28 protein-coding genes and 2 pseudogenes are annotated in these 25,061 nt (G+C 65.1%); 14 read left to right on the top strand and 16 right to left on the bottom strand.

Annotated features, from left to right (window positions below; all coding sequences use genetic code 11):
- Positions 1 to 31 precede the first annotated feature (31 nt).
- Positions 32 to 130, top strand: a pseudogene (locus tag HBE63_RS25440) (MerR family DNA-binding transcriptional regulator); the annotation flags it as partial.
- A gap of 78 nt (positions 131 to 208) precedes the next feature.
- On the opposite strand, the gene HBE63_RS25435 reads toward HBE63_RS25440, so the two are convergent.
- Entirely contained in the window at positions 209 to 1,909 is a 1,701-nt protein-coding gene (locus HBE63_RS25435) for an NAD(P)/FAD-dependent oxidoreductase (RefSeq protein WP_166907335.1), read from the bottom strand.
- Positions 1,910 to 2,062: 153 nt separating this feature from the next.
- Between HBE63_RS25435 and HBE63_RS25430 the strand changes: the two genes are divergently transcribed.
- The gene (locus HBE63_RS25430) at positions 2,063 to 2,632 is read left to right on the top strand and encodes a TetR/AcrR family transcriptional regulator (RefSeq protein WP_243858280.1); all 570 of its coding nucleotides are present in this window, start codon (positions 2,063 to 2,065) and stop codon (positions 2,630 to 2,632) included.
- A 101-nt stretch (positions 2,633 to 2,733) separates the two neighbouring features.
- Here HBE63_RS25430 and HBE63_RS25425 read toward each other — a convergent pair whose 3' ends face one another.
- From HBE63_RS25425 to HBE63_RS31585, 3 genes are all read right to left on the bottom strand, one after another.
- Positions 2,734 to 3,285 (bottom strand): YaeQ family protein, encoded by a 552-nt coding sequence (locus HBE63_RS25425; RefSeq protein ID WP_166907332.1) that lies wholly within the window; start codon positions 3,283 to 3,285, stop codon positions 2,734 to 2,736.
- A gap of 159 nt (positions 3,286 to 3,444) precedes the next feature.
- A complete protein-coding gene (locus HBE63_RS25420; RefSeq protein ID WP_371814816.1) occupies positions 3,445 to 3,612 on the bottom strand; it encodes a hypothetical protein in 168 nt (55 codons plus the stop codon).
- Positions 3,613 to 3,625: 13 nt separating this feature from the next.
- Positions 3,626 to 5,659 (bottom strand): cellulase family glycosylhydrolase, encoded by a 2,034-nt coding sequence (locus HBE63_RS31585; protein ID WP_305848711.1) that lies wholly within the window; start codon positions 5,657 to 5,659, stop codon positions 3,626 to 3,628.
- Positions 5,660 to 5,780: 121 nt separating this feature from the next.
- On the opposite strand from HBE63_RS31585, the gene HBE63_RS31575 reads away from it, so the two are divergent.
- Both HBE63_RS31575 and HBE63_RS25410 read left to right on the top strand, forming a co-directional pair.
- Positions 5,781 to 5,960 (top strand): hypothetical protein, encoded by a 180-nt coding sequence (locus tag HBE63_RS31575; RefSeq protein ID WP_243858278.1) that lies wholly within the window; start codon positions 5,781 to 5,783, stop codon positions 5,958 to 5,960.
- Between the two features lie 6 nt (positions 5,961 to 5,966).
- Positions 5,967 to 6,563, top strand: a complete 597-nt coding sequence (locus tag HBE63_RS25410; RefSeq protein ID WP_166902205.1) for a hypothetical protein — start codon at positions 5,967 to 5,969, stop codon at positions 6,561 to 6,563.
- A gap of 40 nt (positions 6,564 to 6,603) precedes the next feature.
- Here the strand turns inward: HBE63_RS25410 and HBE63_RS25405 are convergent, their stop codons facing one another.
- Positions 6,604 to 7,527 carry a serine hydrolase gene (locus HBE63_RS25405; RefSeq protein ID WP_166907330.1) on the bottom strand — a complete coding sequence of 308 codons (924 nt, stop codon included), beginning with the start codon at positions 7,525 to 7,527 and terminating at the stop codon, positions 6,604 to 6,606.
- Positions 7,528 to 7,730: 203 nt separating this feature from the next.
- Positions 7,731 to 9,782 carry an AMP-binding protein gene (locus HBE63_RS25400; RefSeq protein WP_371814815.1) on the bottom strand — a complete coding sequence of 684 codons (2,052 nt, stop codon included), beginning with the start codon at positions 9,780 to 9,782 and terminating at the stop codon, positions 7,731 to 7,733.
- A gap of 143 nt (positions 9,783 to 9,925) precedes the next feature.
- Here HBE63_RS25400 and HBE63_RS25395 point away from each other — a divergent pair, with 143 nt between their 5' ends.
- The 5 genes from HBE63_RS25395 to HBE63_RS31195 all read left to right on the top strand — a co-directional run bounded on the left by HBE63_RS25395 (position 9,926) and on the right by HBE63_RS31195 (position 14,219).
- Complete coding sequence (locus HBE63_RS25395) at positions 9,926 to 10,705, top strand: DUF1906 domain-containing protein (RefSeq protein ID WP_166907327.1); 780 nt, start codon at positions 9,926 to 9,928, stop codon at positions 10,703 to 10,705.
- 22 nt (positions 10,706 to 10,727) lie between these two features.
- Positions 10,728 to 11,486, top strand: coding sequence for an evbL (locus HBE63_RS25390; RefSeq protein WP_166907326.1), 759 nt, complete (start codon positions 10,728 to 10,730; stop codon positions 11,484 to 11,486).
- A gap of 12 nt (positions 11,487 to 11,498) precedes the next feature.
- Positions 11,499 to 12,146, top strand: coding sequence for a maleylpyruvate isomerase family mycothiol-dependent enzyme (locus tag HBE63_RS25385; RefSeq protein ID WP_166907325.1), 648 nt, complete (start codon positions 11,499 to 11,501; stop codon positions 12,144 to 12,146).
- A 93-nt stretch (positions 12,147 to 12,239) separates the two neighbouring features.
- Entirely contained in the window at positions 12,240 to 13,199 is a 960-nt protein-coding gene (locus HBE63_RS31200; RefSeq protein ID WP_208301210.1) for a peroxidase family protein, read from the top strand.
- A gap of 210 nt (positions 13,200 to 13,409) precedes the next feature.
- Positions 13,410 to 14,219 (top strand): peptidoglycan-binding protein, encoded by an 810-nt coding sequence (locus HBE63_RS31195; protein WP_208301209.1) that lies wholly within the window; start codon positions 13,410 to 13,412, stop codon positions 14,217 to 14,219.
- A gap of 10 nt (positions 14,220 to 14,229) precedes the next feature.
- Here HBE63_RS31195 and HBE63_RS25375 read toward each other — a convergent pair whose 3' ends face one another.
- Positions 14,230 to 15,261, bottom strand: coding sequence for a fused (3R)-hydroxyacyl-ACP dehydratase subunits HadA/HadB (locus HBE63_RS25375; protein ID WP_166907323.1), 1,032 nt, complete (start codon positions 15,259 to 15,261; stop codon positions 14,230 to 14,232).
- 170 nt (positions 15,262 to 15,431) lie between these two features.
- Here HBE63_RS25375 and HBE63_RS25370 point away from each other — a divergent pair, with 170 nt between their 5' ends.
- Positions 15,432 to 15,752: a hypothetical protein gene (locus HBE63_RS25370; protein ID WP_166907322.1), complete on the top strand. Its 321-nt coding sequence runs from the start codon at positions 15,432 to 15,434 to the stop codon at positions 15,750 to 15,752.
- A 281-nt stretch (positions 15,753 to 16,033) separates the two neighbouring features.
- On the opposite strand, the gene HBE63_RS25365 is transcribed toward HBE63_RS25370, so the two are convergent.
- Positions 16,034 to 16,609, bottom strand: a complete 576-nt coding sequence (locus HBE63_RS25365) for a PadR family transcriptional regulator (RefSeq protein WP_166907321.1) — start codon at positions 16,607 to 16,609, stop codon at positions 16,034 to 16,036.
- Between the two features lie 103 nt (positions 16,610 to 16,712).
- On the opposite strand from HBE63_RS25365, the gene HBE63_RS25360 reads away from it, so the two are divergent.
- A complete protein-coding gene (locus HBE63_RS25360; protein ID WP_166907319.1) occupies positions 16,713 to 17,132 on the top strand; it encodes a nuclear transport factor 2 family protein in 420 nt (139 codons plus the stop codon).
- Here the strand turns inward: HBE63_RS25360 and HBE63_RS25355 are convergent.
- Positions 17,122 to 18,975 (bottom strand): hypothetical protein, encoded by a 1,854-nt coding sequence (locus tag HBE63_RS25355; protein ID WP_166907318.1) that lies wholly within the window; start codon positions 18,973 to 18,975, stop codon positions 17,122 to 17,124. The genes HBE63_RS25360 and HBE63_RS25355 overlap by 11 nt on opposite strands.
- 171 nt (positions 18,976 to 19,146) lie before the next feature.
- Between HBE63_RS25355 and HBE63_RS25350 the strand changes: the two genes are divergently transcribed.
- The 3 genes from HBE63_RS25350 to HBE63_RS25340 all read left to right on the top strand — a co-directional run bounded on the left by HBE63_RS25350 (position 19,147) and on the right by HBE63_RS25340 (position 20,517).
- Positions 19,147 to 19,485 (top strand): helix-turn-helix transcriptional regulator, encoded by a 339-nt coding sequence (locus HBE63_RS25350; protein ID WP_055119049.1) that lies wholly within the window; start codon positions 19,147 to 19,149, stop codon positions 19,483 to 19,485.
- A 3-nt stretch (positions 19,486 to 19,488) separates the two neighbouring features.
- Complete coding sequence (locus HBE63_RS25345; RefSeq protein ID WP_166907317.1) at positions 19,489 to 19,974, top strand: SRPBCC domain-containing protein; 486 nt, start codon at positions 19,489 to 19,491, stop codon at positions 19,972 to 19,974.
- Between the two features lie 84 nt (positions 19,975 to 20,058).
- Positions 20,059 to 20,517 (top strand): hypothetical protein, encoded by a 459-nt coding sequence (locus HBE63_RS25340; RefSeq protein WP_166907315.1) that lies wholly within the window; start codon positions 20,059 to 20,061, stop codon positions 20,515 to 20,517.
- A gap of 10 nt (positions 20,518 to 20,527) precedes the next feature.
- On the opposite strand, the gene HBE63_RS25335 is transcribed toward HBE63_RS25340, so the two are convergent.
- The 7 genes and pseudogenes from HBE63_RS25335 to HBE63_RS25305 form a co-directional block, all read right to left on the bottom strand.
- Positions 20,528 to 21,160 (bottom strand): DUF305 domain-containing protein, encoded by a 633-nt coding sequence (locus HBE63_RS25335; RefSeq protein WP_166907314.1) that lies wholly within the window; start codon positions 21,158 to 21,160, stop codon positions 20,528 to 20,530.
- Positions 21,157 to 22,098 carry a hypothetical protein gene (locus tag HBE63_RS25330; protein WP_166907313.1) on the bottom strand — a complete coding sequence of 314 codons (942 nt, stop codon included), beginning with the start codon at positions 22,096 to 22,098 and terminating at the stop codon, positions 21,157 to 21,159. The genes HBE63_RS25335 and HBE63_RS25330 overlap by 4 nt, the downstream gene beginning before the upstream one ends.
- 290 nt (positions 22,099 to 22,388) lie before the next feature.
- The gene (locus HBE63_RS25325; RefSeq protein ID WP_166907311.1) at positions 22,389 to 23,171 is read right to left on the bottom strand and encodes an MHYT domain-containing protein; all 783 of its coding nucleotides are present in this window, start codon (positions 23,169 to 23,171) and stop codon (positions 22,389 to 22,391) included.
- Positions 23,172 to 23,211: 40 nt separating this feature from the next.
- Positions 23,212 to 23,796 (bottom strand): ATP/GTP-binding protein, encoded by a 585-nt coding sequence (locus HBE63_RS25320; protein WP_208301208.1) that lies wholly within the window; start codon positions 23,794 to 23,796, stop codon positions 23,212 to 23,214.
- A complete protein-coding gene (locus tag HBE63_RS25315; protein ID WP_166907310.1) occupies positions 23,777 to 24,154 on the bottom strand; it encodes a DUF742 domain-containing protein in 378 nt (125 codons plus the stop codon). The genes HBE63_RS25320 and HBE63_RS25315 overlap by 20 nt, the downstream gene beginning before the upstream one ends.
- Positions 24,151 to 24,606: a roadblock/LC7 domain-containing protein gene (locus HBE63_RS25310; RefSeq protein WP_243858276.1), complete on the bottom strand. Its 456-nt coding sequence runs from the start codon at positions 24,604 to 24,606 to the stop codon at positions 24,151 to 24,153. Before HBE63_RS25310 ends, HBE63_RS25315 begins: the two co-directional genes overlap by 4 nt.
- A pseudogene (locus tag HBE63_RS25305) lies at positions 24,603 to 25,061 on the bottom strand (hypothetical protein); the annotation flags it as partial. The gene HBE63_RS25310 and the pseudogene HBE63_RS25305, both read right to left, overlap by 4 nt.

The raw sequence follows: 25,061 nt of genomic DNA, 5'->3' as shown, positions 1-25,061 counted from the left end.
GAAAATCGGTGAGCTATCGCGCCGCACCGGCGTGAGCGTTCGATCGCTGCGCTATTACGAAAAGCAGGGACTTCTACACCCGCAACGACGAGCCAGCGGATATCGCGAGTTCGGCACAATCGACCTGGCGCTCGTTGAACGCATTCAGATCCTCAACAGGTCGCGATCTACTTGGCCGGCCATCCGAAAGCGGGTGCTGAGGCCGCCGTCAGCTATGGAGTGCCCGGGTGGTGGTGAAGGGGTCGAAATCGTCGTCCCAAGCGGGCAGGGACGAGGAGTCGGCGAGTTGTCCGCCGCTGCGGATGAAGGGCACGAGGTCGCGTCCGAGGATGCTGCCGGCGGCGTTGACGCCGCTGAGCATGGATCCGACTGTTCCAGGTCCCCAGGCGGTGCTTGTTCCGACGGTGTAGAGCCCGGGAATCGGTGTGGTGTCTTTCGGGCGGAGCGGGCCGGACTGGGAGAGTCGAAGTTGCAGTCCGAACGGGGCGCCGGCGGTGTTGTTGACGAAACGCGTTTGCGTTGCCGGGGTCCCGAGTTCACTCAACTTCACCTTCGAAGACGCGCCGGGGAATGCCTGCTCCATCCGGTCGAGCATTCCGTCGACGATGATCTTCTTGACCTCCAGGTAGCCGGGGTCCTGGCTGTAATCACCCCTGGTGACGTCGTAACCGTTGAACCCCCACAGTCTCGGGTCCGATGGTGTGACGGTCTGCACCTCGATGGTGGCGTGTCCCTGCGGCGCGGCGCGGTGGTTTCCGGGGTCGCGCCGCGACGAGGACTGGACGAACATCGGTTGCCGCTGCGCCATATCGCGCGCCCACTCGGAGCCGACATCAAAACCGTTGCCGTTGAGTGTGTTATGACCGAATGCCGCCATCGCCCCATACGACGTTGAGGGCCCCCAATCCGGAATCGCGAAGTAGTTACTGTTCGGGCGATCTGCGAGGTCGAGTTCCACTCCGAAAAATCCGTTGATCAACGGCTGCGACATCTTCCACCCGGCGACACGGCGCCGGAACAGTCGTGGAAGCCTCTGCACTCCGATCAGATCGGTGTAGGTCTTGATGATGTCGGCGTCGGATACTACCGCCGCCGACAAGAGCACTTCGCCGTCGGACAACCGGACGCCCTGGACACGGCCGTCGTCGAGCAGGATCTCGGCGACCTCGCTGTTGGTCCGGATCGCGCCACCGTGCGCGGTGATGACCGCGGCGAACCCAGCAGCCAGGATCTGTCCTCCACCATGGGGGTAGTAGGACCCGGTTCCGATGTAGTCCTGGAAGAACGCAGCCATCGCCGCGGTGGGCAGCACGGTGGGACTACACGCCAACGCGCCGGACTGCACCGAGAGTGCGTAGGCCGTTCGTGGAGACAGCCCGAGCGCGGCCAACGTCGCGCCGTACGGCAACGCCATGAACGCGGCGCCCCGTCCTGCCCGGGCTGCCCATCGGATCATTCCGCCGGCGGTGGCCATGTCGTTGCGGTCGTGAGCCTCTCCGATCCGTCGCATCAGACTGTGAAAACGGCGCACCGCCTTACGCTCGCCGGGGAAGGCGTCGAGCAGATTGGCCTCGTACGCATCCCAGCCCACGGGGGTGGCCAGTTCGAAGCCGGGTCCGATGATGCGATCGAAACCGCTCTGATCCATCGGCAACCAGGCGATCCGGTCGTCGATCCCGATCCCGCGCATCATCGCCGTGACGATGCCGTCCGGCCCACAATGGCTCACGTAGTGCACACCGCAGTCGAACTCCCACTGACCGCGCCGACCGAAGACGTGCGACGAGCCGCCCAGCGTCGTGTAGCGCTCCAGCAACAACGTTCTGCGACCTGCCGCGGCCAGGTACGCCGCTGCTGACAGGCCACCGAGTCCGGATCCCACCACGATCGCGTCCCACTGCTTGCTCATCTGTACCGGACTCCTCCCGAGCGGCTCACCACGAGACGCTATACCGATCGATCTACCAGCTGCAGGGGCCAAGCTAGTACATCGATCGGTATACTGGCAACCGCCGAGACGCAGAGAGCAGGAGGATAGTGCGTGAATGCGCGAGAAAGACTGGTGCTCAGCACGATTGACCTCATGCGTCGGCACGGAGTCGCCGGAACCGGGATCGCCGCCATCCTTGAACGCGGGCACGTCTCCCGCCGGTCGATCTACCTCAACTTCCCCGACGGCAAGACCGAACTGGTACAGGAAGCAACACGATTGGCAGGGAGCTTCATCGATCACCAGATCGCTACTGCCCTTGAAATGCCCACACCGCAGCAGTCGCTGGATGCCTTCATCGCCGAATGGAAAAAGGTAGTTGCAGAAAGCGACTTCGCGGCGGGATGCCCCGTCGCCGCTGCCGGACTGGCGCGGTCTTCCGAACCCGAGATTGCCGACATCGCCGGTGCAACCTTTACCCGGTGGCGAGAGGCGATCGGCAGATCCCTGGGTGATCACGGCATTGCGGAGGACACCGCACAGGCTGTCGCGAACACCGTCCTCGCGGCCGTCGAGGGCGCCGTCATCATGGCTCTCGCAGAAAAATCTCTGAGTCCTCTCGACGATATTCACCGTCAACTCGACGTCCTCGTTGGATTCCACCTTGATCGCACTCCCGACAAGCCGGCGCGGCGGAGTTGAAATCACCGCGGGTCAACGACAAGCGGACGGAAACCACGAGATCAAACCCGTCCAGCCGACCCGCTCGGCGATCACCGTCGCCGGTAGCTGGTCTCAGACGTTCACTTCAATGGCTCGGGCGTGAAGGTGACGTCGACTCCGCCCACGGTCATCGTCACCTGACTTTCCATCACCATCACCTGCGCCGCGACACGTCGATCGACAGTCTGGGCCAGTTGCTGGACCGGTGCGTGCGGTATCTGCACCACAGACAGGTTCGGCAGCCCCGCCACTTTGGGGCCGACGGTGCGCCACCAGGTGGTCACGCCGGCGGCGAACGGGAACAGCAGCACCTGTTCGGCCTGGCTGGCCGCCTTGCCCAAGGCGCGTCCGTCGGGCTGGCCGACGTTGATCCACTCCAGGATCCGGCCGGTGTAGTCGGCGAGCCGCAAGTCCGGTACGCCAGGGGTGGACAGGCCCGCCCCGAACGCCAACTCACCTTCGACGTCGCTGAGCCGGTGTGCGCGCAGCCCAAACGCCAACAACCGCACCACCATTCGCTCATCGGTCTCACTGGGATGGCGGGCCACGGTCAGTGTGTGATCGGCGTAGTAACCGTGATCGACATCGGAGACGCCAAGTTCGACTTTGAAAACTGTTGCAGAAAGAGCCACGTCATAGTGTCCACCCTCGTGGTGTTCACCGATCAGTCAGGCCACTTCGAGTGGTCAGGCCGCCGCGCTACCGGCGGTACACCTTCGGGCCGTTGCGCTCACTGCGCAACCTGCCTGCGGTGCGAACAACGGCCCTGCCAGTCTCCGCAGCAGCACTTACTAGTGAGTCACCTCGTCGAGGAAGCCACGCTTGTAGGCCTCCGCGCCTGCGGCGCCGAAGATCTCGTCGTTGCGGCCCCAGGTGACCAGTAGGGGTGGTTGATGGGTTCGGAAATACTCCTGGAACTTGGGGTAACCGTCGAGGTTGAACTGGTAGTCCCAAGCCATGAACCTAATTGCCTCAGGTAGAAATGAGCGACCCTGGTGCGGCAGCGACACCGGTGACTGTGACGGTGACGGTGGTTGCGCCTGGGTCGGATGCGATGACGAGCCTGGGGTCGTTCGGAGCGGAGACGACGTGACCACCGGTGACGGCAACCTGGTAGCCGTTCGGGTATTGGCCGGCAGGTGTCGAGATGATGGTTTGGGAACCGGCCGCGAAATCACCTGATCCGTCAACCTTGGCAGTGGAGTAGGTGAATCGGAACGTGCCGTCGTCGCCGACTGTCCAGCCCTGAGGCGTTCCGGAGATCACCTGTGGGTACGGCTTCGAGAGCACCTGCAGGTTGCTGGTGTTGACGTTGTCGCCGACCGGCGGCAATGACGGGTCGTACACCAAAGACTGATCCCTCGGATCGGCGCTGCTGGTGATCTCGCCGATACCCGAATATGCCCAGTTGGCCCAACTGATCTGCCTCGCGTCGGCGGCTTGCGTCTCGGCCGCGAGTGTTTCCGGGTCGCTGGTGGCCCCGAATTCACCCATGAAGGCGGGCATTTCGTTGATTGCGCCGTAGAAGGCGGCACGCCCCGACATGATCGGTCCGACGATGGAACTGAAGTTGAGGCCGGCGACGTTGCCGTATCCGTGATACTCGAGGACCGTGTTCGGGTCGGAGATCGTGCCCAGTTGCACGGGCTGGCTGAAGAGTAGGGCACTGATCTCGTCGACCGCCGGGCTCGCCGGCGAGATGAATATAGGGGTGTTCGGGTCGACTGACCGAATTGCGGCGATGGTCTGGTTGTACATCGGGGTGAGTTGCTCGGTACCGAAGAAGGAACCGTTGACGATCGTTGCGAGCCAACCGGATCCGACCCAGGGTTCGTTGATGATGTTGTAGCCGATGACGTTGGGGTTGTCGCCGAAGTAGCTGGCGACGGCTTGCCAGCTCAGCGCATAGTGGTTCTGCAACCCGACGCCGTCGGGTGCGTCGGAGTTGGCCCAGAACGCGTCCCAGGCGTGGTTCTGAGCGGGGCTCAGATAGTAGTTGACGACGAATTGGCCCAGCAGTGCACCCAAGTCGGGATTGGGCAACCCGCCGGTCTGGGTCGCCCAGTCCGGCGCACCTTCGCCGTGGAGTTCGGTGCTGTAGAGATCCTGATGCATGTCGATGAAAGTGTAAATGCCGTGGTCGCTGAGCGTTTGGACGGTTTGGTCGATTCCGGCCAGATAGTTCATGTCGATGACGCCCGGTTCGGGTTCGACTGCGGCCCAATCAATTCCCAACCGGACTACGTTGAACCCGTTGTCCGCCAGGAACTGTGCGTCGTCATCACTGAAGCCCATGGCTGCGGGGTCGTAGGGTGCCACCTTGTAGACCACGTTGACGCCGTGCATGATGACGACCTGTCCGTCACTGTTGGTGAACCAGTTGCCGGTGGTCGCCAGCTTGTCGGTGTTGCCCACGCTCGGGGGAGATCCCGCAATGGTGCCGAAACCGCCGACGTCGCCGTGGGTACCGAAGATCCCCGCGATGCCGCCCGCGCCGCCGAGAGCGACCAAGCCGGTCGCCGGACCGCCGACACCGCTGTCGCCGGCGTCACCACCGTCGCCGCCGATGCCGAAGAGCTTCGAGCCGTCACCGCCGTCACCGCCGATGCCACCGACCGTGCCGTCACCGCCGTCACCGCCGTCGCCGCCAAGACCGAAGAACAGCCCGCGCCCGCCACCACCGAAACCGCCTGCTCCTCCGCGCGCGCCAGGGGTGCCGGCACCGCCGTCGCCGCCCAGACCGCCGATGCCCGCCAGGAACCCGCCCGCACCCCCACTACCACCGGCAGCCCCTGCGCCTCCCGAGCCGCCGGCCCCACCGTTGCCCAGGAGTCCGGCCGACCCGCCGTCCCCGCCGGCCTCGCCCAACTGGGTACTGCTCCAACCAGCGCCGCCGTCGCCGAACAGCCAACCACCAGCACCTCCATCCGGATGTTCGGAGGTGCCGGCTGAGCCGTTACCGATCACATAAGACCCGGCCACGGTATTGATGAGCCCATCGACCACTTGACCGACAGGACTGGTGATCCACACTTGCGCGGCGTCGTGAAGGGGATCGTAAACAACGATTCCGACCACGGCGGCGGGCGAGGATGTCTGCTGCGCGTTCACAATTGGGGCTTGAACTATGGCCTTCGACTCGGCAGCGGTCGTCCTGCGGCTGGCGACAGCCAATGCCGCCCACGTCAACGGATTGGAATCCGACGGTGTGGCCGGGTGGTTGACCGGCGACGCAGCCCCGAAACTCCCGAACACGTTGGCCGCCGCAATCACCTGCAGGACCGGGTTGACCGGCGCCGCCACCTGATGCGCCGTGGCGGGCGGGTTCGTCGGCACGGTGTTGCGTGCGGAAACCGCGACTGTCATTGCCGTCGAGGGAGTTTGGGCGGTCTGGCTGGTGCCGGCGGTCGGTGCCGCGGTGGAGTGGTGGCGGCGTGCCGTCGCCGTCTCGGCGCTGGGTGGCAGCGTCGACTTCACCCGTTGTGACGGCTTGGCCGAGGAGTCGGCGCCGCCCGTGGCAGTGGCGGAACGCGTGCTCAACTTTCTGCCGGCGCCACTCCGATTCGGGTCCTTCCGGTTGCCACGGCGAGGGGATGAGCCGGTGTTCGAGTCATGGGCACCCACGCCGGAGGACCTGCGCGTCGAGCGGTCGGCGTCGCCCGCCGCGATTCCAGCGGCCGCCAGCTTGTCCGAGGGCTTTGTCTTCAGCGACTTGCCCCGTGGGCTGGACGGCTTCGACACGCCGGCGCTCGATTCACCCTTGGCATTGCTGGCGCTCGATCCACCCGCGGGGCTGCCGGTGTCTGCAGACGCCACCCAACTGCCCGAGGCCAGCACGGCCCCGATCCCCAGTGCAACCGCAAGGCCCCCAACACGACCCACATACGCCGATGCGTTCATGCGATCCTGATTACACGACCCGGGCTATTTGCATGGTCAAATGCCAACCTTTAGACGTGGCCTCCGGGGAACATCGTCTTGACGGCCTGAGTGATGGTGTTGCGAGCGGCGGCGGCATCGCCCGGTTCCAGGGAGCTGATCGCCATCACATACCGGCCGTCGAGGCCGATCGCGCCGGTGGACACGTGCAACTGGTTGGCGCCGCTCCAGCAACAGAACCAGCCCTGCTTGACGGCGACCACCTCGGCGAAGAGCCCCTCGGGGATGCCGAAGCGCTGAGGGTAACCGTCGGTTCCCGTCGGTGTGGATTGTGCGAGGTTGGTCATGATCACGCCGGCCTCTTCAGGGGGCAGTCCGCCGCTGCCGTCCAGCAGCATGTCGTAGTAGCGGACCAGGTCGCTTGCGGTGCTCTGCGTGACGTCCCAGTGTCCGTTGTAGGGCGCGGTGGTGCCCGACAACCCGTATCGCGCCACGACGCGCGAGATGATCGCGTTTCCTCCGCTGCGGTCCCAGAAGGTCTGGGCCGCGCCGTCGTCGGAGGACCGGAGCATGATGTCGAGCGACTTGCGGTCCGCAGCAGAAAGTTTCGTCTCGCCCTTGGATGCCTGCAGCAGTAGATCGTCGGCGATGAACAGCTTGACCACCGAGGCGATCGGGAAGGGTTGATTGGCGCCGTTGGAGATGACCTGGCCGGTGTTTCGGTCCATCACGACGACCTCGATGTCGGCTCCGGACTTGGCTGCGTCGGCGGTGGCTTGGCGGGTGCGGGCATCGAGTCCGTCCAATGGCGCCAGGGGCTGGGCATCGAGTTCGTCCGATGGCGTCAACGGGACCTGCGGGGCGATGGCGGGCGCCTGGGGGATGTTCTGAGCTGATGGCATGCTCCACGCTGGTGCCGCTGAACCATTGACCAGCATTGCCACGCTGACGATCGCCATGCACGTCATCGCAGGCTTCGACAGCCGCCTCCGCATAGGTCCTCCAATGATCCATAGCCGGGGCAGCTGGGATGGACTCTGCGCCCGCCGGTCGTCCCAGCTTAATCGGCCACCCAGACGTCGGCGAAGCGGATACGAGGGACACCATCGTCATGCTCGCCGCCAAGTAGTCGCGGTGATCGGTGGGATCCGTGATGCGCTGTTGCTGGATGGCGGTGCCCACCCAACATCTGCGGGCATTATCCGTCGAGCAAACTCCGTTTGATTATCTTGCCTGTAGTCGTGCGCGGTAACTTGCCGAGAAATGTCACGTCACGCGGAATTGAGAAGCGGCTCAGTCGGTTTCGGATATAGCTCTTGACCATCTCTTGGTCCAGCGAGGCCCCTTCGGCGACGACGACGAACGCGGCAAGGCGTTGGCCGAATACCGGATCGGGAACGCCGATCACCGCTACTTCGGAGACCTGTGGCAACAGCGCGAGTGCTTCTTCGACGGGCCGCGGAAACACGTTCTCGCCGCCGGAGATGATCATCTCGTCGTCGCGCCCGGCGACGAAGAGCCGCCCGCTGGCGTCGAGGTATCCGACATCGCCGGTGTCCATGAGCTGGTCTTTGATGGCGGGTGACGCTGCGTTGGTGTAGCCGTCGAACAGCATGTCGTTGCCGACGAAGATGCGACCGACAGCGCCGACGGGCACGGGGTCACCCGCCTGATCGAGTATGGCGACGCGGGTACCCAGCGGTGGTCGGCCGGCGGTTGTCGGGGCAGCGCGCAGGTCGGTCGGGTCGGCGATGGTTGCCCATGACACTTCGGTCGAGCCGTAGAAGTTGTACAGGATGTCGCCGAAGGTGTCCATGAACTTGGTGACGGAGGCTCCGGGGATCGGTGACCCACTGCTGGCGACCACCCTCAGCGACGATGTGTCGTACCGATTGATCACTGCGGCCGGCAGCTCAAGGATCCGCTGCAACATGACCGGAACGACGATCAGGACGGTGCAGCGTTGTTGTGCAATGGTTTTCAGGCACTCTTCAGCGTCGAACCGTTCCATCAGCACTACCGTCGCGCGCAGCGCAGCACTCAACTGCAGCGCGGCCAGGCCCCAGGCATGAAACAGTGGCGCGGACACCAGCATCACTTCGTCGCGACGCAGCGGCATCCGTGACAACATCGCGGCGATGGTGCCGAAGCCTTGGGGCGTGGGTCGGCGCGCGCCCTTCGGTGTGCCGGTCGTGCCTGAGGTGAGAACGACAAGCTTCCCTGGCTGCTTCGGAGGTGTCAGCGGCCCGTTGTTGGTACCAGCCGGGACCAAGTCATCGATCGAACGCCGCTGCAGTACCGCCGAAGTGGGGCGCGTCGCAATGCGTGGAATCTCGGCGGGGAGATAGCGCACCTGCGGCTCGAACTCCTCGTCGACGAATATGGCGTCGACAGCATGGCGGCGGATGATCTCTTCGATCGGGTGCGCGGCCAGGCCGGTGTTCAGTAACACCAGGTCGGCACCCAGCTTGCTGGCCGCCACCATGCACTCCACCATCGCCGAATGATTGCGTGCGAGGGTCGCGAGCTTGCTGTTTGCGGTGAAGCCAACTGTGGCGAGACCTGAGGCAATGCTGGTGGTGCGCTCAGCCACTTCCGCATAGGTCGACTGCCCGAGGCTGTCGATCAACGCAATGTTGCGGGGTGATCGCGCAGCGGCGGAGGTGAGGCCGCCGGCCAGGGTGAATCCCCACTTGGACAGCGAGTTGAGCTGTCGTAGTCCGCGATCCGGTCGGGATGCCCGCACCACACCACTGACGACCATGGTCTTGACGACGCTGAGCTGCAGTGAACGCATATCGCCCATGTTCACCAGTAGCGATGATTGCTTGCCGGCCAAATAGTCGGCAATTCGCTGTAGGCCGTCTCGGACCCAGTTCTCGACGGCACTGTCGTCGATCTTCGCCAGGTCAGGGTGGAGCAGGCCGATAGAGAAGGCTGTCACTGCGACCCGCGTGCCGCTCGCCGCGGGGCTCAGCCGAATCGACACGGAACTGTCAGGAGTCTGGGTGGCTTGGAGCAGCATCTCCCTGCCCGATCGGCGAACCGCCAGATGCATCTCGTGGACGACGACCGCACCGCGGGGGGTGCAAAAACGGACCTCGAACTGCTGGGCGTGGTCGGAGATCTGCTCGCACGACCCGAGTCCCCGAAAGAACCGCGGATACCGGTCGGGTGACTGCAGGAGCTCCCAGATGTCCGGACATGAGTGATCCAGCAGCACCTCGAAATCGATCACGTCACGTCGCACGGTGGTCCTGTCAGGTCCTCTGCTGTTCCTTACGTCTGTCTGCTGAGTGAACACATTGTGGTTCATCTGCCCCGGATGCGGAGCAGTTCTGGCCCCAACGCCGGGACTCTCCACCCAATGCATCACGGGATACGCTTCCTGTCGTGACGCCATCCGCTTCGCGGCGTGAAGTCCTCAGATATGCCGCTGTGCTCGCCCCCGCGCTGGCCGTCCCGGGTGCGTTGGCCGCATCGGCCGGCACCCCGACGGCCGCCGCCGACGGTCTGCAACTGGTCGATTTCGCCGACCGGCTCGTGCAGCCCGAACAGATCAAGTCCGCCGGGTTCGGCGGCGCGCTGGTGTACGTATCCGAACTACGGCCCGGCGCCACGTTCGATTTCAAGCCCGTCACCCGTGACTATGCGGACCGGCTCCGGGCTACAGGCCTGCAGATCGTCAGCTGCTATCAGTTCGGCAAGCCCGGGTGGCCGACGCCGTCGGACTTCACCCGCGGCTACGACGGCGGCGTGGCTGACGCCCAGACCGCGTTGGGGCTGCATACCGCGGCCGGCGGTCCGGCGTCCGCGCCGATCTTCTTCAGCGTCGATGAGGACATCGACGCCGCGACGTGGAAAAGACCGGCAGTCCAATGGTTTCGGGGAATCAACTCGGTCCTGGGGGTGGCTCGCACCGGAATCTACGGTGGCCGCCGACAATGTGGCTGGGCGATCGCTGACGGTGTGGTCGGCTCTTCGAGTAGCCCGGGGCACCGGTGGGCCTGGCAGACGAAGGCGTGGTCGCGGGGTGAGCGTGAGCCGGCTGCCGTGCTGTTCCAGCGGGAAGTCGTCACCGCGTCCGACCCGGGTTTCGTGATCGACGGTATTCATGTTGACGTGAACGACGTTCTCGCAGCCGATTACGGCCAATGGGATCTCGCCCGATAATGCACCAGGAGGAATCACTGTGATGACCAACATCGACATGTTGAACGCTGCCGCTGCCACCGGTACGGCGATGGAGCAGGCGGTCGCGATCTTCATGCTGCATCCGGAGAACTTCGCTGCCAGCAGCGCGGCCGGCTATCAGAACCCCTTGGCGGGGTACGTCGCCGGACGTGGCGGCGTTCTGGGTGACGCCACCGGCGCCACCGTCAGCGCTGTTTTCGCGGTGTTCGAGCCGACTGGCCTCGCCGCGATGTGGGACGAGGGTGTCGCGGTGCGCGGCGCTATCGGTGCAGCACAACAGTATTGGGAGCAGGCCGCGGAGTTCGGACGCAAGTACCTGGCCGGCGCCCAGGGGCTGGACCGTATCGCCGAGTTGGGCGAGAAGATCATCGCGGCGACTCCCATCGCGGGGCTGCCGCTGTTCGCCGGGTGGCGCGCGATGCCGTTGGCCGACGATGCCCCGGCGCGGGCGCTGCAGGTGATGTTCGTGCTCCGCGAACTGCGCGCGGGCGTGCACTTCAACGCCCTCACGATCTCGGGCATCGCGCCGGTGGAGGCGCACATGCTCAACAAGGGACCCCAGTACACCGCGATGTTCGGTTGGCCCGAACCATACGCCGACGGTGAAGACAAGAAGGACCAGTACGCCGAGATCGAGCAGGTGACCAACCGGCGGATGGTCGAGATCTTCGAAGCCGCTCTCGATCCGGCCGAGGCCGACGAACTTGCCCGGCTGAGCACCGAAGCGCTGGCGTCGTTGAAGGCCGGCAGCCCGGGCTGAACAGGCCGATCGATGCAGTTGAGCCGGGAGGAACGCGAGCGGGTGTTCGCGGTGGTGGCCGACGAGCGCCGGTCGATCGCCGCGCTGGTCGAGGGACTCGATGCGGACCAGTTGGCCACACCGAGCTTGTGCGCCGGCTGGGATGTCAAGACCGTTGCGGCACACCTGATCAGCGATTTCACCGACGGGTTCTGGGGGTTTCTGGCCAGCGGTGTTCGCCATGGCAACATCGACCGCGGCATCGACGCGCTGGCCCGCCGCCGGGCACAGGCTTCAGCCGCCGAGATCGCCGGGACGCTCCTTAGTCGCGCCGATTATCGACTCAGCCCGCCCATCACCGGTCCGTTGTCGGGCCTGACGGATGTGTTGGTGCACGGCGCCGACATGCGCATACCCCTGGGACTTCCGCATCAGCCCGATCCGCAGCACGTCGCGCGGGTTCTCGATTTCCTCACCAGTCGAACACAATTCGGGTTCTTCCCGCAGCGACGCCTCCGCGGCATCGAACTGCACGACGAAGACACCGGGCGGAAGTGGGGTGAGGGCCGGGCCGTCGCCGGTCCGGGCGTCGCGGTGATGCTGGCGGTGTGCGGCCGCACCGTCGCTTTCGAGCGTCTGTCGGGTCCCGGACTGCCCGTCCTGCAGTCGCGGCTGGGCTGAATCTCGAACACAGGTAGTGCGGTACTCACGACACTCCGACGCAACGCCGATTGACTTGCCTTCACAGACACGGCATGTGATGGGGGAGTGGTCATGCGACACGGAAGAGAAAGTTTTTTCGTCGTAGGGGAGGGCATCCTGACGGCCGACACCGCCGCTGAGACGGCGTCGATCGCAGGAGCGGATCCGGTGCCGCATCTTTCGGATGTGGACGAACTCAGACAGTTCCGGTTCTCGCGCATCGGTCCATCGGGCGTGCCGGCGAGCCTGGAACTCGTGACGGAGCTGTCCACGGCCATCACCGCGGCGGTGCCGGATACCGATGGGGAGATCCCAGCCGGGTTCACGTACCTGGGTCAGTTCGTCGACCACGACCTGACCAGGGACAAGACCGTGGGTGACCTCGGATCGGACGTAACCGTGGATGAGCTCGTCCAGGGCCGTTCTCCGGCACTCGACCTCGACTCGCTGTATGGCCATGGACCCGCTGTCGATCCGCAGTTCTACACCGATGGACTGCATCTGAAGATGGGAACCACCGCGGCCATCGGCGACCTGCCCGCCTTCGACGGGCACGATCTGCCACGGGACCCGCAGCAGAACACCGCGCTGATTCCCGACCCCCGAAACGACGAGAACCTGGTCGTGGCCCAGACGCATCTCGCCTTCATCAGGTTCCACAACCGGGTGGTGGGCACGATTGCCCCCGGGCCCGTCGCGGCGATGTTCGAGGCAGCTCAGGAGCGGGTGGTCAAGCATTACCAGTGGATGCTGCGCACCGACTACCTGCCGCGGATCGTCGATCCCGGAATCGTTGAGGACGTATTCACCAACGGTCGTACCCTGTTCGAGACGTCGGTGGTACCAGGGGACGCACCGACCATGCCCATCGAATTCTCCGTTGCGGCATTCCGGCTCGGGCACAGCATGGTTCGAGACGCGTACAACTGGAACAAGATCTTCGACAACGGCGGCGGAACCCTGGGGTTCCTGTTCAATTTCTCGGGTACCAGTGGTTCGGTGACCGGCCAGTTCCCGTTGCCGTCCAACTGAATCGCCGACTTCCGCCGGCTGTATGACTTCGCCGAGGCCGGGCGCCCCGACCTCGTTGTCCCAGCGGCCAGGTTCAACAAGGCACGCAATATCGACACCCGCCTCACCGATCCGCTGGCCCACCTGCCGGCAGGCTCGTTCGGAGACGCGAATGCTCAATTCCCGCCGCTGCACGCCAATCTCGCCTTCCGTAATCTCTTGCGCGGCAACATGGTGAAGCTCGCCAGTGGCCAGCAGATGGCGAAATTCGTCGGCGTCACCGCGTTGAGCGAGAAGCAGATTGTGGAGGGCGACGGTGGGGGAGTCGACTTCACCGGGCTGGCTCCCGGTTTGCGCACCGAGTTCGTCGACAACACACCGTTGTGGACCTACATTCTGCGAGAGGCCGAGCTCAACGGCGGCCGGCTCACCGGCGTCGGGGGCCGCATCGTGGCCGAGACGTTCCATCGGGCCATGGAGGGTAGTACGTATTCCATTGTGCGAGACCCTCATTGGCGTCCCACGCTGGGTCCTGACCCGTTGACCTTCCGGATGGTCGATCTATTGCTGTTCGCTTTCGAGGGCCGCGCCGACCTACTCAACCCACTCGGGGACGAGCCCGGTCAGCAGCCCGAGATCATCGAACTGAACCGCGGTGAGGACGGGCCCTTCGTCAAGATCCTGCAGCATCTGTTGCGCGCGAGGCGGTTCGACCTGCTGGCCGACGGCATCTTCGGTCCGATCACCGAACAGGCGGTGCGCCGGTTCCAGGGCAACCAGGGCATCGTCGTCGACGGCATCGTGGGACCGGTGACCTGGACGCGGTTGTTCATCACGGTCCGTCGCGGCAGCACGGGGGAGGCCGTCAAAGGCGCGCAGGTCCGGATGAACCTGCGTCAGGCTGCGCCGATCGCTGTCGACGGAGACTTCGGCCTCCTCACCGAGCAGGCCGTGCGGGAGTTCCAGGTCGGTCAGGGCGTCGACAACGACGGCATTGTCGGCCCGATCACGTGGCGCCGGTGCGTGTCCGGACCGGCGTAGCGTCGGGCTGTCAGCGGAAGCAGATGTTCATCGTCGCCAGGCCGAAGATCTTTTTGCCATCGGACTTCGCCGCGACCAGGATGACGCCGGTGCGGGTCTCGGAGTCCAGCGACTTGATCTTTCCGCTGAACTCGATGTCGCAGCCCTCCTTGGCCGACACGATCGCCGGCTGGGACAACCGCACCGCATAGCGGGTAACGGCGCCGGGGTCGCCCGACCATGCGGAGACGAACCCGGCACCCAGCCCCATGGTGAGCATGCCGTGGGCGATCACATCGGGCAGTCCGGCGAGCTTGGCGATGTCCTCGTCCCAGTGAATGGGGTTGGCATCGCCGGCGACGCCGGCGTAGTTCACCAGGTCGCCGCGGGACAGTCGGGTGTGGTGCACCCCGAGTTCGTCGCCGACCTTCAGGTCGTCGAAGGAGAGTGTCCCGGGCGTGCGGGTGACGCCTGCCTCGGAGATCGGCGCTGCGGCTTCGGGGCGCACGGTCTTCTGGTAGTCGGCGTCGGATGCGCCGACTCCGGACAAGTCGACGTCGTGCATCATCGCGTTCTGGACGGCGGTCATCGTCGCCGGATTGATGTCGTCGGCGGTGACGCCGACGACGGTGGTGTGCAGTGTGTGGACCCGCTCGCCGGCCGTGTCGGTGAAGGTGTTGGTGACGGTGATCAAGTCGCGGCCGGCGATCCTTCGGACCGCCGTCAGTTCGATGTCGATCTTCAGCTCGTCGCCGGCGACGATCGGCCGGTGCTGCTCGAAGACTTCCTCGGTCTGCAGGTAGGTGTCGTACCCGACGACCACCGATTCGAACATGCGCCGATTGCAGGCCATGGCCGGGGTTGACGTGAAGGTCAGCGGCGCGACCAGTCCGGAGTACCCCAGCTTCGCGGCGGCGTCGACGTCCCAGTGTGCGGGGTGGTAGTCCTGCACGGCACGGGCGTACTCGCGGACCTTCTCGCGGCCGACCAAGTAGAGGCCGTCCGCCTCGTAGTAGTGGCCGACTCGGGCTTCGAGCGCCGTTGCGTCTGGTGCTGCGGTCATGGATTTGCTCAACTTTTCTATCGGCTTGTTCGCTGAAGCCGACGAAACACACTAACGTCTGGCGACAACCGCGAGCCACATCGGTGCGTATCCCGGCGGGACCTCCGCAGATAAGGTTCGGCCATGTCCGGCGTGAGTAACCCTGAGTTGGTGTCTGCCTATGCGGCCCGGTGCCTGATCAGACGCAGGCCAATGCCTGGGCGGGGGCCGGCTCGAACGGATTGATCAACCAATTCCCGCTTCAGCTCGACGAATTGACCAGGTTGGTGCTCGCCTCCGCGCTCGCCACCGACATCGGCTGGGCACAGCCCCTGGGCACCACGAAAGAACTTGGCGGGGTCTTCGGCAAAGAGGTCAGCACGGCGTTGACGTTCCGGGATGGAATCCAGCTGATCGCGCCGAGTGGAGCAGCCATCTGCCGGCCTGGTCGGCGACGAGCGATCACGACTTCACGAGCGCACCCGGCGTACCGGAGGTGTTCGACACGCTGACCGGCTTCGCGCGGCCCGAGGATCTTCCGGTGGAGTTCAGCGCCAGGCAGTCTGCCGTCGCTTCTTATACGAGAGAAGGTTTCAAGGCCGCCGCGGTGACGGCGATCGGCATGGCCGCCGGATCCGTGCCGCAGTTCCATGCGGTGTTGGTGCTGCCGGATCGAGATCCGGTTCAACCGCCCGTTCGCGGTGCTGGCGTGCGCGGACCGCTCGGATGGGCCGGCTGCGTGGCGCGGTGTGTTCGGTGTTCAGTGCCTGGGTCACCGAGCCGCAGGAGACCGTCACCGAGGAGGTCGGTCCACCGCGGCCAGTCGCCGTTCGATGACTGCCAGGGCTCGGCCCGCCCAGTCGATGTTCTCTTCCTCGAACCGGATTCCCCGCAGCAGGGTCAGGTAGGGGCCGATGCGCTCGGCCGCGGCCAGGTACGCGTCTTCGGTGCGCCCGGCCAGGAGATGGTCCTGTGTCCGCCGGTAGCGTGCGAGCTTGGCCGTGGCCCATTGCAGTCGTTGGGTGAGCGAGTCGCGGACGGCTTCGATGTTGCCGGAATCCACCGCTTGGACCTGTACCAGGAGGTCTTCGCGGATCGCCCCGGGTTTCGGCGGCACCTCGGTGTACTCGAGGAGCGCCTGCCGCCCTGCGGCGGTAAGTGAATAGAGGCGCTTGTTCGGCCGCCGGTCCTGTTCAACGAGTCGTGCAGCGATGAGCCCATCGGCGGCCATGCGGTCCAGCTCGCGGTAGAGCTGCTGGGGGGTGGCCATCCAGAAGTTGGCGACCGACGCGTCGAACCCTTTCGCCAGGTCATATCCCGATGCTTCGCCGTCGAGGAGGGCGGCCAGGACAGCGTCGCGGAGGGCCATGAGCCGATGCTAGCAGCGAAGTGATTAATCAAAATATTGACTATGGGAACTCACCGCGTTTAGCATCGCGGCTAGTCGATGAATTTGGGTGATGGAGGTTCAGATGCATCCGTTCCGGGAAGCGGTGGAGGCCCGCGACGAGGCCGCGATCGAGGCACTGTTGGCCGACAATGTCGTGTTCACCAGTCCGGTGGCCTTCAAGCCGTATCCGGGCAAGCCGATCACCGCTGCGATCCTGCGCGCGGTGATGCGGGTGTTCGAGGACTTCCGGTACATCCGGGAGATCGCCGACGCTTCGGGTCACGACCATGCTCTGGTCTTCGAGGCCACAGTGGACGGAAAGAAGATCACCGGTTGCGACTTCCTGCATCACGATGACGACGGCAAGATCGACGACTTCATGGTGATGGTCCGGCCGCTGTCCGGCGCGACCGCCCTGTCCGAGGCCATGGCCGCGCAGTTCGAGCGGATCAAACAGGAAGCCGCAGAAGAGATTCAGCGACAGGCTTCCGCTACGGCCTGATCAGCGTCCCCGCGTCCGAAGCCGCCTTCTGCAGTTCCGGAATCGTCATGTCGGCGTAGTCGGCGTTCACCGGTCCCGACGCGTTGCCCAGCCACGGCACCACGCCGGGATCCGGGTTGACGCCCAGGTGATAGGCCTGGACGCCGGGCAGGTGGTACTGGAGGAAGTTGACCAGGATGTCCGCGACGAAGATGGCGGCACCGATCGGTCCGGTGTTCAACAGTGCCGCCGAGTTCATCAGCGGGATGGCGGCGTCGGGATTGCCGACCATCACGATCGACCCGTAGTGCGGCTTGGTGCCTCCACCGGGCACATACTCCGGCATGAACGGCTGCAGTCCGGGCAGGTCGGTGGAGAAATAGGCCGCGGTGTCGCCGTAGGTCAGGACGTTGACGAAGCCGGAGTCAGCTCCGTTGCCCGGCACCGTGGTGTTGAGACCGGGGCTCTCGAAACCGATGCCGCCCACGCCCGTCTGCTGCGCGACGTATGCGGCTTCCCAGCCGCCGAGTGAGTGCCCGGTGACGAAGATGTCTTCCTTGCGGTAGCCCTGCGCAATGGCCGCGGCCTCGACCTCCTGCTCGAAGGCCACTGAGTCATGGAAAGCCTGGGGCGGGGTGTCGGTGAAGATCACCTGCGTATCGGCGATCACCTGGGAGATCGCGATCAGCGGGTTGTGCAGCAGGTTCGTGCCACCCGTCGTGCCCTGATAGGCGACGATGATCTGGCCCTCCGGCGTCACCCACGCCTTGCCGGACATGCCGGTCAGCACATTGGTCGATTCCATCTGTTTGCCGTTGACCACGAACGGCTTCAGATCGCCCGGGGTACCGCCCCACACGTACGCGGCGGTCGCGGCGTTGAGGAACTGCGATACCGTCGGGGTCTTGCCGGTGGTGGGCCCGTCATACGTCATCGTGGGCGGCACCGGTTGCGCAGCAGGAGTTTTGGTCAGCCCCAGCTGCCCTTCGATCTCGCGGAACGCCGCGAAGAGGGCATTGTTGATCGGCGCGAAGTCGATCGGGCTCTTCGGGCCGTTGGCGGAGGTGGTGATGTCCAGCACCTGCAGCACCGTGTTGACGATGCGGCCAGGCAACTCGGCGATCTTCGCGATCGGCGACAGCGGCTCGGGGGGTTTCGGTGTCGTCTTCGTTGTGGTGGTGACCGCGGCGACCTTGGCGGTCAGCGGGACTGTTTTCGCGGCGGCGTCGGGGGCAGTCCGGACGATCGCGGTGAGATCCGGCAGGGTGGCCTTGCTCGCCGGAGCTTGAGCCAACGCCGGAGTCGGTGCCGACGTCTGCGCCCGCGACGGCGTGGCGTCCGGGAGCGCGGACGACGTGATCGCGGCCAGGCGTTTCGTGGTGGCCCGTGGCGAGAAGTCGGACTTGGCCGGTTGCGTGCCGTCGGGCCGGACCGGGGCGGTGGGCCTGATGTCGCGCAGCTTCCCGCGGACGAAGTCGGCAATCGACTCCTGCTGCGGCGCTGACGAATTCGCCTTGGAGGTGATGGGGGACCGTACGGCGGATGTGTCGTCGTCGTCCGACGAGGTCGTCGCGGGGGACGTGGTGCCGGCGGTCGGGGTCTTCGGTGAGGACGGAGACGTCTTGCCCGGCCGGTTACCGCGACGGTCGGCCGGCTTCTTGGGGCCGTGGCCGGTTCCCGCACCCGCATGACTCGACGACTGGCCCGATGAGCCGGATGGCCCGGGGGCGCTGGGGTCCGCCCACGCAACGGTGTGCGCGCTGGTGCCTGCGATCCCGACGCCGATACCGACGGCTATGACGGACAGGCTGTACCGCAGCGGCAGGCGTGTGGCGGTTTTCGGGCAGCGTAAACCGTGCGCCATTATCGATGTCCCCCTTGACATTCCCCGACGTTGTCCGCATCCGCCGGTGACGGGAAGGCCGACCGCAGCGAACACATGCCGGCTCAATATATATGACAACGTGTGATGCCAGTCACGAATTCTGAACGAATCGCTTGACAACATACAACCAAATGGTTGTATGTTGGACCTGTGACCGAGAGCGACGAGGACCGGGCAGACGCCCTGTTCCACGCGCTCGCCGATCGGACCAGGCGGGACATCATGCGTCGGGTCCTGGCGGGGGAGCACTCGGTCTCGGTGCTTGCGGCGAAGTACGACATGAGCTTCGCCGCAGTGCAGAAGCACGTCGCCGTGCTGGAAAAGGCTGGGCTGATCACCAAGCGACGCAACGGTCGTGAGCAGCTGGCCAGCGGTGACGTGGAGGCAGTGCGGTCGGTGGCGTCCATGTTGACTGAGCTGGAACAGGTTTGGCGTGGACGCATCGCACGCATCGATGAACTGATCGCATCCGATCCCAAGGAGGACTGACCCATGCCCGTGACCGACGTTCAACACGACCTCGACAAACTGACACTGACCATCACCGCCGACTTCGCGGCGCCGGTGCAGCGCATCTGGCAGGTGTACGCCGACCCGCGTCAGCTGGAAAAGGTGTGGGGGCCGCCGACCTACCCGGCCACCGTGGTCGACCACAGCCTCACACCCGGCGGCCGCGTCACCTACTTCATGACCGGCCCGGAGGGCGACAAGCACGCGGGCTACTGGGAGATCACCGCCGTCGACGAACCGAGTAGCTTCGCCTTCGACGACGGATTCGCCGACCAGGACTTCAACCCGAACCCCGAGATGCCGGTCTCCAAGAACGTCTATACCTTTGCCGAGCACAACGGCGGGACCCGTGCCGTCTACGTGAGTACCTACGAGTCCGCCGAAGCGCTTCAGCAGGTCCTGGACATGGGTGTGGTCGAAGGCGCTTCGTCGGCGATCAACCAGATCGATGATCTGATCGCGTCCTGACCGACTGGGCGGGGATCGGGCCCGGTGGGGAATCACTTGTCGAGATAAGCGATCCGGTCCCACCCCCGCGTCGTAATCTCAGGTATGCATCCGCTCACGGGTCTCGCCGGGGTAACCATCAGTGTCGTGTCGGCCGCGGCGGTGGCCGCGGGATGCACGACGACCGCAGGAACCCCGGTGGCGAAAACCACCAGCGCTGTGGCGTCCGACAGCGCCTCGACCGAACCGGCTCGTACGACGACCGAGTCGCCCAAGGCGGCGGAGCCGACCGGGGCGCCGGTGGGTACGGCGTTCATGAAGGTCCTCGGTGGATCCGCCCCGGTGACGATCCGTTACCGGATCAACGGCGGTGCCGAGCAAACCGAATCGAACGTGACGCTGCCGTGGGAAAAGCAGTACTCCGTCTATGAGGAGGTGGAGTCAGAGGTTGCCGCCGATGGCGGAAGTGCCACGCTCACTTGCACAATCACGATGGACGGCGACAAACTGGTGTCGTTCAAGACCGAGGTGAAGCCCGTCTGCAACTTCTCCTACTGGGGTTAGCGCTTCCGCCTCACGGATACGGCAGCGGTGTGGCCTCCCGCGATTTCATCAGGTGCTCCATGAGCTGGATCTCCTGCGTCTGCTCGCTGACCATAGCCAGAGCCGTACGCCGGATCGCCTTGTTGGAGCCATCGCGGGTTTCGTCGAAGGCCATCTCGGCGCCGCCCTGGTGATGGCGGGTCATCAACTGGAGAAACAACGCTTCGTTGGCGCGGCCGCTTGCGCGCCGAAGGCGGCCCAATTCATCGGGGGACGCCATACCCATCTGCATGCCGGTGGGCTGTCCGGTGTCATGGTGATGAGACATGCCGTGCCCGGTGGCCGCTGTGGGCGCCGTGGGGTTGAGGGGCTCCTCGGCCAGCTGCAACCATCCGACCATGGTGCCGACCTCGGCCTGCTGCTGAAGTCTGATTTGGTCTGCGAGCGTGCGTATTTCGGGGGTGGCGTCGGCGCTGAGCAAGTCGCAGATGGTAATCGCCTGCTGGTGGTGGGCCATCATCATCTGCGCGAAGGTCACGTCGGCCTCGGACATCAGTGGCGGTGCACTGCCGTGCCGGTGGGATTCGCCGAATGCGCCGAGGAACGCGGCAGCGGCGATGACGACTGCGGCGCCGAATATCCGGGCGGGTACGGAAGCGCTCATCGTGGCGGGTAGACGCTCGGGTCCAGCTTCAGGGTCATGAATCCGTTGTCCGAACACGTGACGTAGAGCAGGTTTCCCCGGAACTCCGGCGGTGACATGCACCAGTCGGCGGAGAAGTCGGCCGGCTGGCCCCAGCCCGGACGGTTGCCGAGCACGATGTCGGAAAGCTGGATCTTCCCGTCAAGGGCAGCCCGTCCCACCCCGAAAATTCCGGTGAGTGGGGGCGTCGCAAGAACCGAAAGATTGTAGACGTGAATCGAATTGGGCAGGTCCTCGTACTTCTTGTCAGACTGCACCGGTGGGTTGAAATAGGCGAGTTCCGTGATGTGCTCCGGGTCGCGGATATCGAACACCCGGATACCCGACTGGATCCAGCCGCAGGCCAGAGCGGTCGGATCGTCTTGCCGGTCCACCGAACAGTAGTGAGAGTCGTAGGCGAACACGCCGTTGAACCCACCACTGCTCGTCCAATTGTCCATGTGCTCGGGCAGATTGATCTCGAGTTTGATGATGTTGCGCAGCTTGAGGTCGGCTGGGTCGGAGACGTCGAACAGCTTGACGCCCCCGGAACCGAGTTCGTCGATGGTGAAGATGTGCGGTACGCCTCGGTAGGTGACGTAGACGCTGTGCTGCGCCTCCTGCCCGTCCACCCAGGCTTTGTGGCTGTAGGCCGGAAGCAGTTGGTGCATGGTGAAATCAGGTGCCACCCGGTCCTGCACCGCAGAGGTGTCGAGCACCGTCAAGCCGCTGAACTGCGACATGTACATGGTCCGCCCGTCCGGTGCGAAGCACATGCCGTGTGAGGCCCAGCCGACCGGCGCACTCCACACCACATGCGGAGCAGTTGGATCGGTGATGTCGACCGCACTGTTCCAGATGATGCCCCCGGCCCAGTAGGTGTTGCCGTCGGGCGAGAAGTTGCCCTCGTGGGTCAGCATCGGGATCCGTACGCCGGGAAGGGAACCGGCGCCCTCGTTGAGCAGCCGGGGGTGCCGACAGTCCTGTGAGATGTCGTAGACGGAGATGTAGCCACCCCGAACAACAGGGGAACGCCCGTTCCGACCAGCAAACCCCGGCGGGCGTGTACCTTCAGGGACTCCCAGGTTCCGCCGACCATCGCCGGCTCGACCGCATCATGGCATTGCGGAGCGTCGCGGCGGACAAAAACTGTCAGATTCGGACAGTTTTTACAGTCAGGCGGCGAAGTGTTGCGCCTGTGGGAGCCGTCCTACCGGTGCCGTCCGGCCGCAGCCACCGGGTGGGAATCGGCTTCGGCCTGCTCGGCGCTGCGATCAGGTGCCAGCATCACCGCGGTGATCGGGACCACGAGCGCGAGCAGGCCGATCACGAAGACCGGGAACAGGAACGAGAACACTTCGGGCCCACCGGGAACCGGCATCGTGTGATCGACATCGACGCGCACGGCCGCCATTCCGGTGTAGTGCATGCCGACGACAGCGACGCCCATGACGAGGCCGGCGACGAATCGGAGGCCGCGCGATTCGAGGACGAGGGTGAACCACAGCGCGGCCGTGGCGGCGACCACGGCGATCACGAAGGACAGGACGACAAGGGTGGTGTCGTAGGTCATCGTGCCCTGCATCTGGACTGCCCACATGCCGGTGTAGTGCATCAGGGCGACGGCGAGGCCGGTGATGACGCCGCCGGCGAGCAGCCGCCGCAGATCGAAGGTGCGGCCGATGGTGATCAGCCCGACGAACACCGCCGCGATGGCGATCGCAGCCGATGCGACCGTCCAACCGAGGTGGTAGCGGACCATGCTGTTGGGGATCGCGAAGCCGAGCATTGCGATGAAGTGCATGAGCCAGATGCCCACCCCGCCGATGGCGACCGAGGCCATGAGCAGCCAGCGGAGGCGGTCGCGTTCATTGGTGGCCGTTGCACCGCACCGGGTGCACGCCAGGCCGACGACCGATCCGGTCACCGAGACGATGTATGCCAGAAACAGCAGCCAGAGGCCCATGTCGAAGTGATGTACTTGGTGGTTCATGACGGGTTCCTCGAGACTGTGAGACTGACGGGCTGTGGATCTAGGGCGCTGTGCTCGGAAGGCGTTCCAGCGCAAACGAGGTGATGGCGATCAAGGCGTTCTTCGCCGAATCGCGTTGCCGTGCATCCACATTGATGATCGGTACGTTCGGCGACACGGACATCGCCTCGCGTAGCTCCTCGATGGTGTGGATCGGGGAGTCGTCGAACTCGTTGACGGCGACCAGGAATGGCAGGCTGCGGGCCTCGAAGAAGTCGACGGCGGCAAAGCTGTCCTCGAGCCTGCGGGTGTCGACCAGCACCACAGCGCCGATCGCGCCATGGACCAGGTCGTCCCACATGAACCAGAACCGCCGTTGCCCCGGTGTGCCGAACAGGTACAGCACGAGGTCGTCTGCGATTGTGATGCGGCCGAAATCCATGGCAACCGTGGTGGTTTCCTTGCCAGGGATCGCTTCGAGGTCATCGTGGCCCTGCGATGCGTTCGTGACGAGGGCCTCGGTGCGCAACGGCACGATCTCCGACACGGCGCCGACGAACGTCGTCTTGCCGACGCCGAAGCCGCCGGCAATCACGATCTTCGTCGACGACACCGTGGCGCCGGAGTCAGAGTGCGCGTAAACCACTGAGGGTCCTTTCGATCAATAGGCGCCGTTCTGCAACGGTCGAGCGGTCGGTCAATGTGGCGTGAACACGGAGGTGGCCGCTGTCCACCAGATCGCTCACCAGCACCCGGGCCACCCCGATCGGCAGACCGGCGTGGGCCGAGATCTCGGCGATCGACGGTCGGCTGCCGCACAGCCGGACGATGACGGCGGGTATGTCGCCTGGCGCGCAATCGAGTTCACTCGACGCCAGCAATGCCTCCACCGGAGCTTCGATCGGGATCTCGACCCGAGCGCGGGTTCGTCCGCCGGTGAGTGTGTACGGCCGGGCGCGGCTGGCGGTCTGCTTCTGCTCGGGTCTGTCCATGCTGAGCGTCATCGAGCTCCATGGGTGGCGCGCGGGGTCGCCTCCACGGTCTTGCCGACGCGGTCGACGAGCAGGGCCATCTCGTACCCCACCTGTCCGATGTCGCACGCGACCGACGCCAGGGTGGCGAGATACGAGCCGTTGCCGACGCCCATCAACAGCAGGAAGCCGTCGTCCATCTCGACGATCGACTGGCGCACGTTGCCGGCCTCGAACAACCGGGCGACGCCTGTCGACAGACTCGCCAAACCCGATGTCACAGCGGCCAATTGCTCGGCGCGGTCAGCCGGCAAATGGGAGTTCGAGGCCATCAGCAGCCCGTCGGCCGACACCAGGATCGCGTGTGACACACCGGGCACGTCACGGACGAAGTTGGACACGAACCAGTCGAGGGTGCCGGAGGTCCCTGACGGTGATGCAGCAGAGCCCGCGGACCGATCGTGTGGTTGCGTGCCGGTGTTCATCGGTCTCCTTCGATTCGGCGGTGTGCTGCGTCAGTTTCGGCTCGGCCCCTGCGAACGCCGGCCAGTTGTCGGCTCAAGATGTCGCGGACCGCCGCGGGATCGTTGCCCCGGTTGGCCTTGGTTTCGGGTTCTGATCTTGCCTCATCGGGCACCAGGCGCGCTCCGCGTTCGCGAATCGGAAGTCCGGATGCGGTGTGCCGCTTCGGTTCCTGTTCGACAGCCTTTGCTGCAGCTGCCCAGCCGGCATCGGCGGCGCTGGACCATTCCCGGTTGCGGGATTCGGGCGCGGTGGGATCCATCAGCCACTCCGAGGCCATCCGCTCGAAGATCGGCGCACTCTCCAAACTCTCCGCCTCGATGCGCGGCTGCTCGGATTCGGTAGCCGGTTCGGGTGCAGCCTCGGCAGCCGAGGCCGAAGTCCCGGAGCTGAAGTACGAAAGCGGATTGCCCCGCTG

The organism is Mycobacterium sp. DL440, from assembly GCF_011745145.1.
In the GTDB taxonomy this organism is placed as follows: Bacteria; Actinomycetota; Actinomycetes; order Mycobacteriales; family Mycobacteriaceae; genus Mycobacterium.
The sequence above is the reverse complement of the archived record's forward strand: the minus strand, read 5'-3'. Positions and strand labels throughout refer to the sequence as shown.

What these genes read in the sequence shown, in the direction of transcription:
- HBE63_RS25340 (WP_166907315.1), top strand. Translation starts at nt 20,059, where the DNA reads ATGCATCCGCTCACGGGTCTCGCCGGGGTAACCATCAGTGTCGTGTCG.
- HBE63_RS25310 (WP_243858276.1), bottom strand. Translation starts at nt 24,606, where the DNA reads ATGAACACCGGCACGCAACCACACGATCGGTCCGCGGGCTCTGCTGCA.
- HBE63_RS25405 (WP_166907330.1), bottom strand. Translation starts at nt 7,527, where the DNA reads ATGCGGAGGCGGCTGTCGAAGCCTGCGATGACGTGCATGGCGATCGTC.
- HBE63_RS25355 (WP_166907318.1), bottom strand. Translation starts at nt 18,975, where the DNA reads ATGGCGCACGGTTTACGCTGCCCGAAAACCGCCACACGCCTGCCGCTG.
- HBE63_RS25375 (WP_166907323.1), bottom strand. Translation starts at nt 15,261, where the DNA reads ATGACCGCAGCACCAGACGCAACGGCGCTCGAAGCCCGAGTCGGCCAC.
- HBE63_RS25325 (WP_166907311.1), bottom strand. Translation starts at nt 23,171, where the DNA reads ATGAACCACCAAGTACATCACTTCGACATGGGCCTCTGGCTGCTGTTT.
- HBE63_RS25420 (WP_371814816.1), bottom strand. Translation starts at nt 3,612, where the DNA reads ATGGCTTGGGACTACCAGTTCAACCTCGACGGTTACCCCAAGTTCCAG.
- HBE63_RS25330 (WP_166907313.1), bottom strand. Translation starts at nt 22,098, where the DNA reads ATGCTGACCCACGAGGGCAACTTCTCGCCCGACGGCAACACCTACTGG.
- HBE63_RS25345 (WP_166907317.1), top strand. Translation starts at nt 19,489, where the DNA reads ATGCCCGTGACCGACGTTCAACACGACCTCGACAAACTGACACTGACC.
- HBE63_RS25315 (WP_166907310.1), bottom strand. Translation starts at nt 24,154, where the DNA reads ATGACGCTCAGCATGGACAGACCCGAGCAGAAGCAGACCGCCAGCCGC.
- HBE63_RS31200 (WP_208301210.1), top strand. Translation starts at nt 12,240, where the DNA reads ATGCGACACGGAAGAGAAAGTTTTTTCGTCGTAGGGGAGGGCATCCTG.
- HBE63_RS31575 (WP_243858278.1), top strand. Translation starts at nt 5,781, where the DNA reads ATGGCCTTCGACTCGGCAGCGGTCGTCCTGCGGCTGGCGACAGCCAAT.
- HBE63_RS25435 (WP_166907335.1), bottom strand. Translation starts at nt 1,909, where the DNA reads ATGAGCAAGCAGTGGGACGCGATCGTGGTGGGATCCGGACTCGGTGGC.
- HBE63_RS25360 (WP_166907319.1), top strand. Translation starts at nt 16,713, where the DNA reads ATGCATCCGTTCCGGGAAGCGGTGGAGGCCCGCGACGAGGCCGCGATC.
- HBE63_RS31195 (WP_208301209.1), top strand. Translation starts at nt 13,410, where the DNA reads ATGGTGAAGCTCGCCAGTGGCCAGCAGATGGCGAAATTCGTCGGCGTC.
- HBE63_RS25385 (WP_166907325.1), top strand. Translation starts at nt 11,499, where the DNA reads ATGCAGTTGAGCCGGGAGGAACGCGAGCGGGTGTTCGCGGTGGTGGCC.
- HBE63_RS25365 (WP_166907321.1), bottom strand. Translation starts at nt 16,609, where the DNA reads ATGGCCCTCCGCGACGCTGTCCTGGCCGCCCTCCTCGACGGCGAAGCA.
- HBE63_RS25390 (WP_166907326.1), top strand. Translation starts at nt 10,728, where the DNA reads ATGACCAACATCGACATGTTGAACGCTGCCGCTGCCACCGGTACGGCG.
- HBE63_RS25335 (WP_166907314.1), bottom strand. Translation starts at nt 21,160, where the DNA reads ATGAGCGCTTCCGTACCCGCCCGGATATTCGGCGCCGCAGTCGTCATC.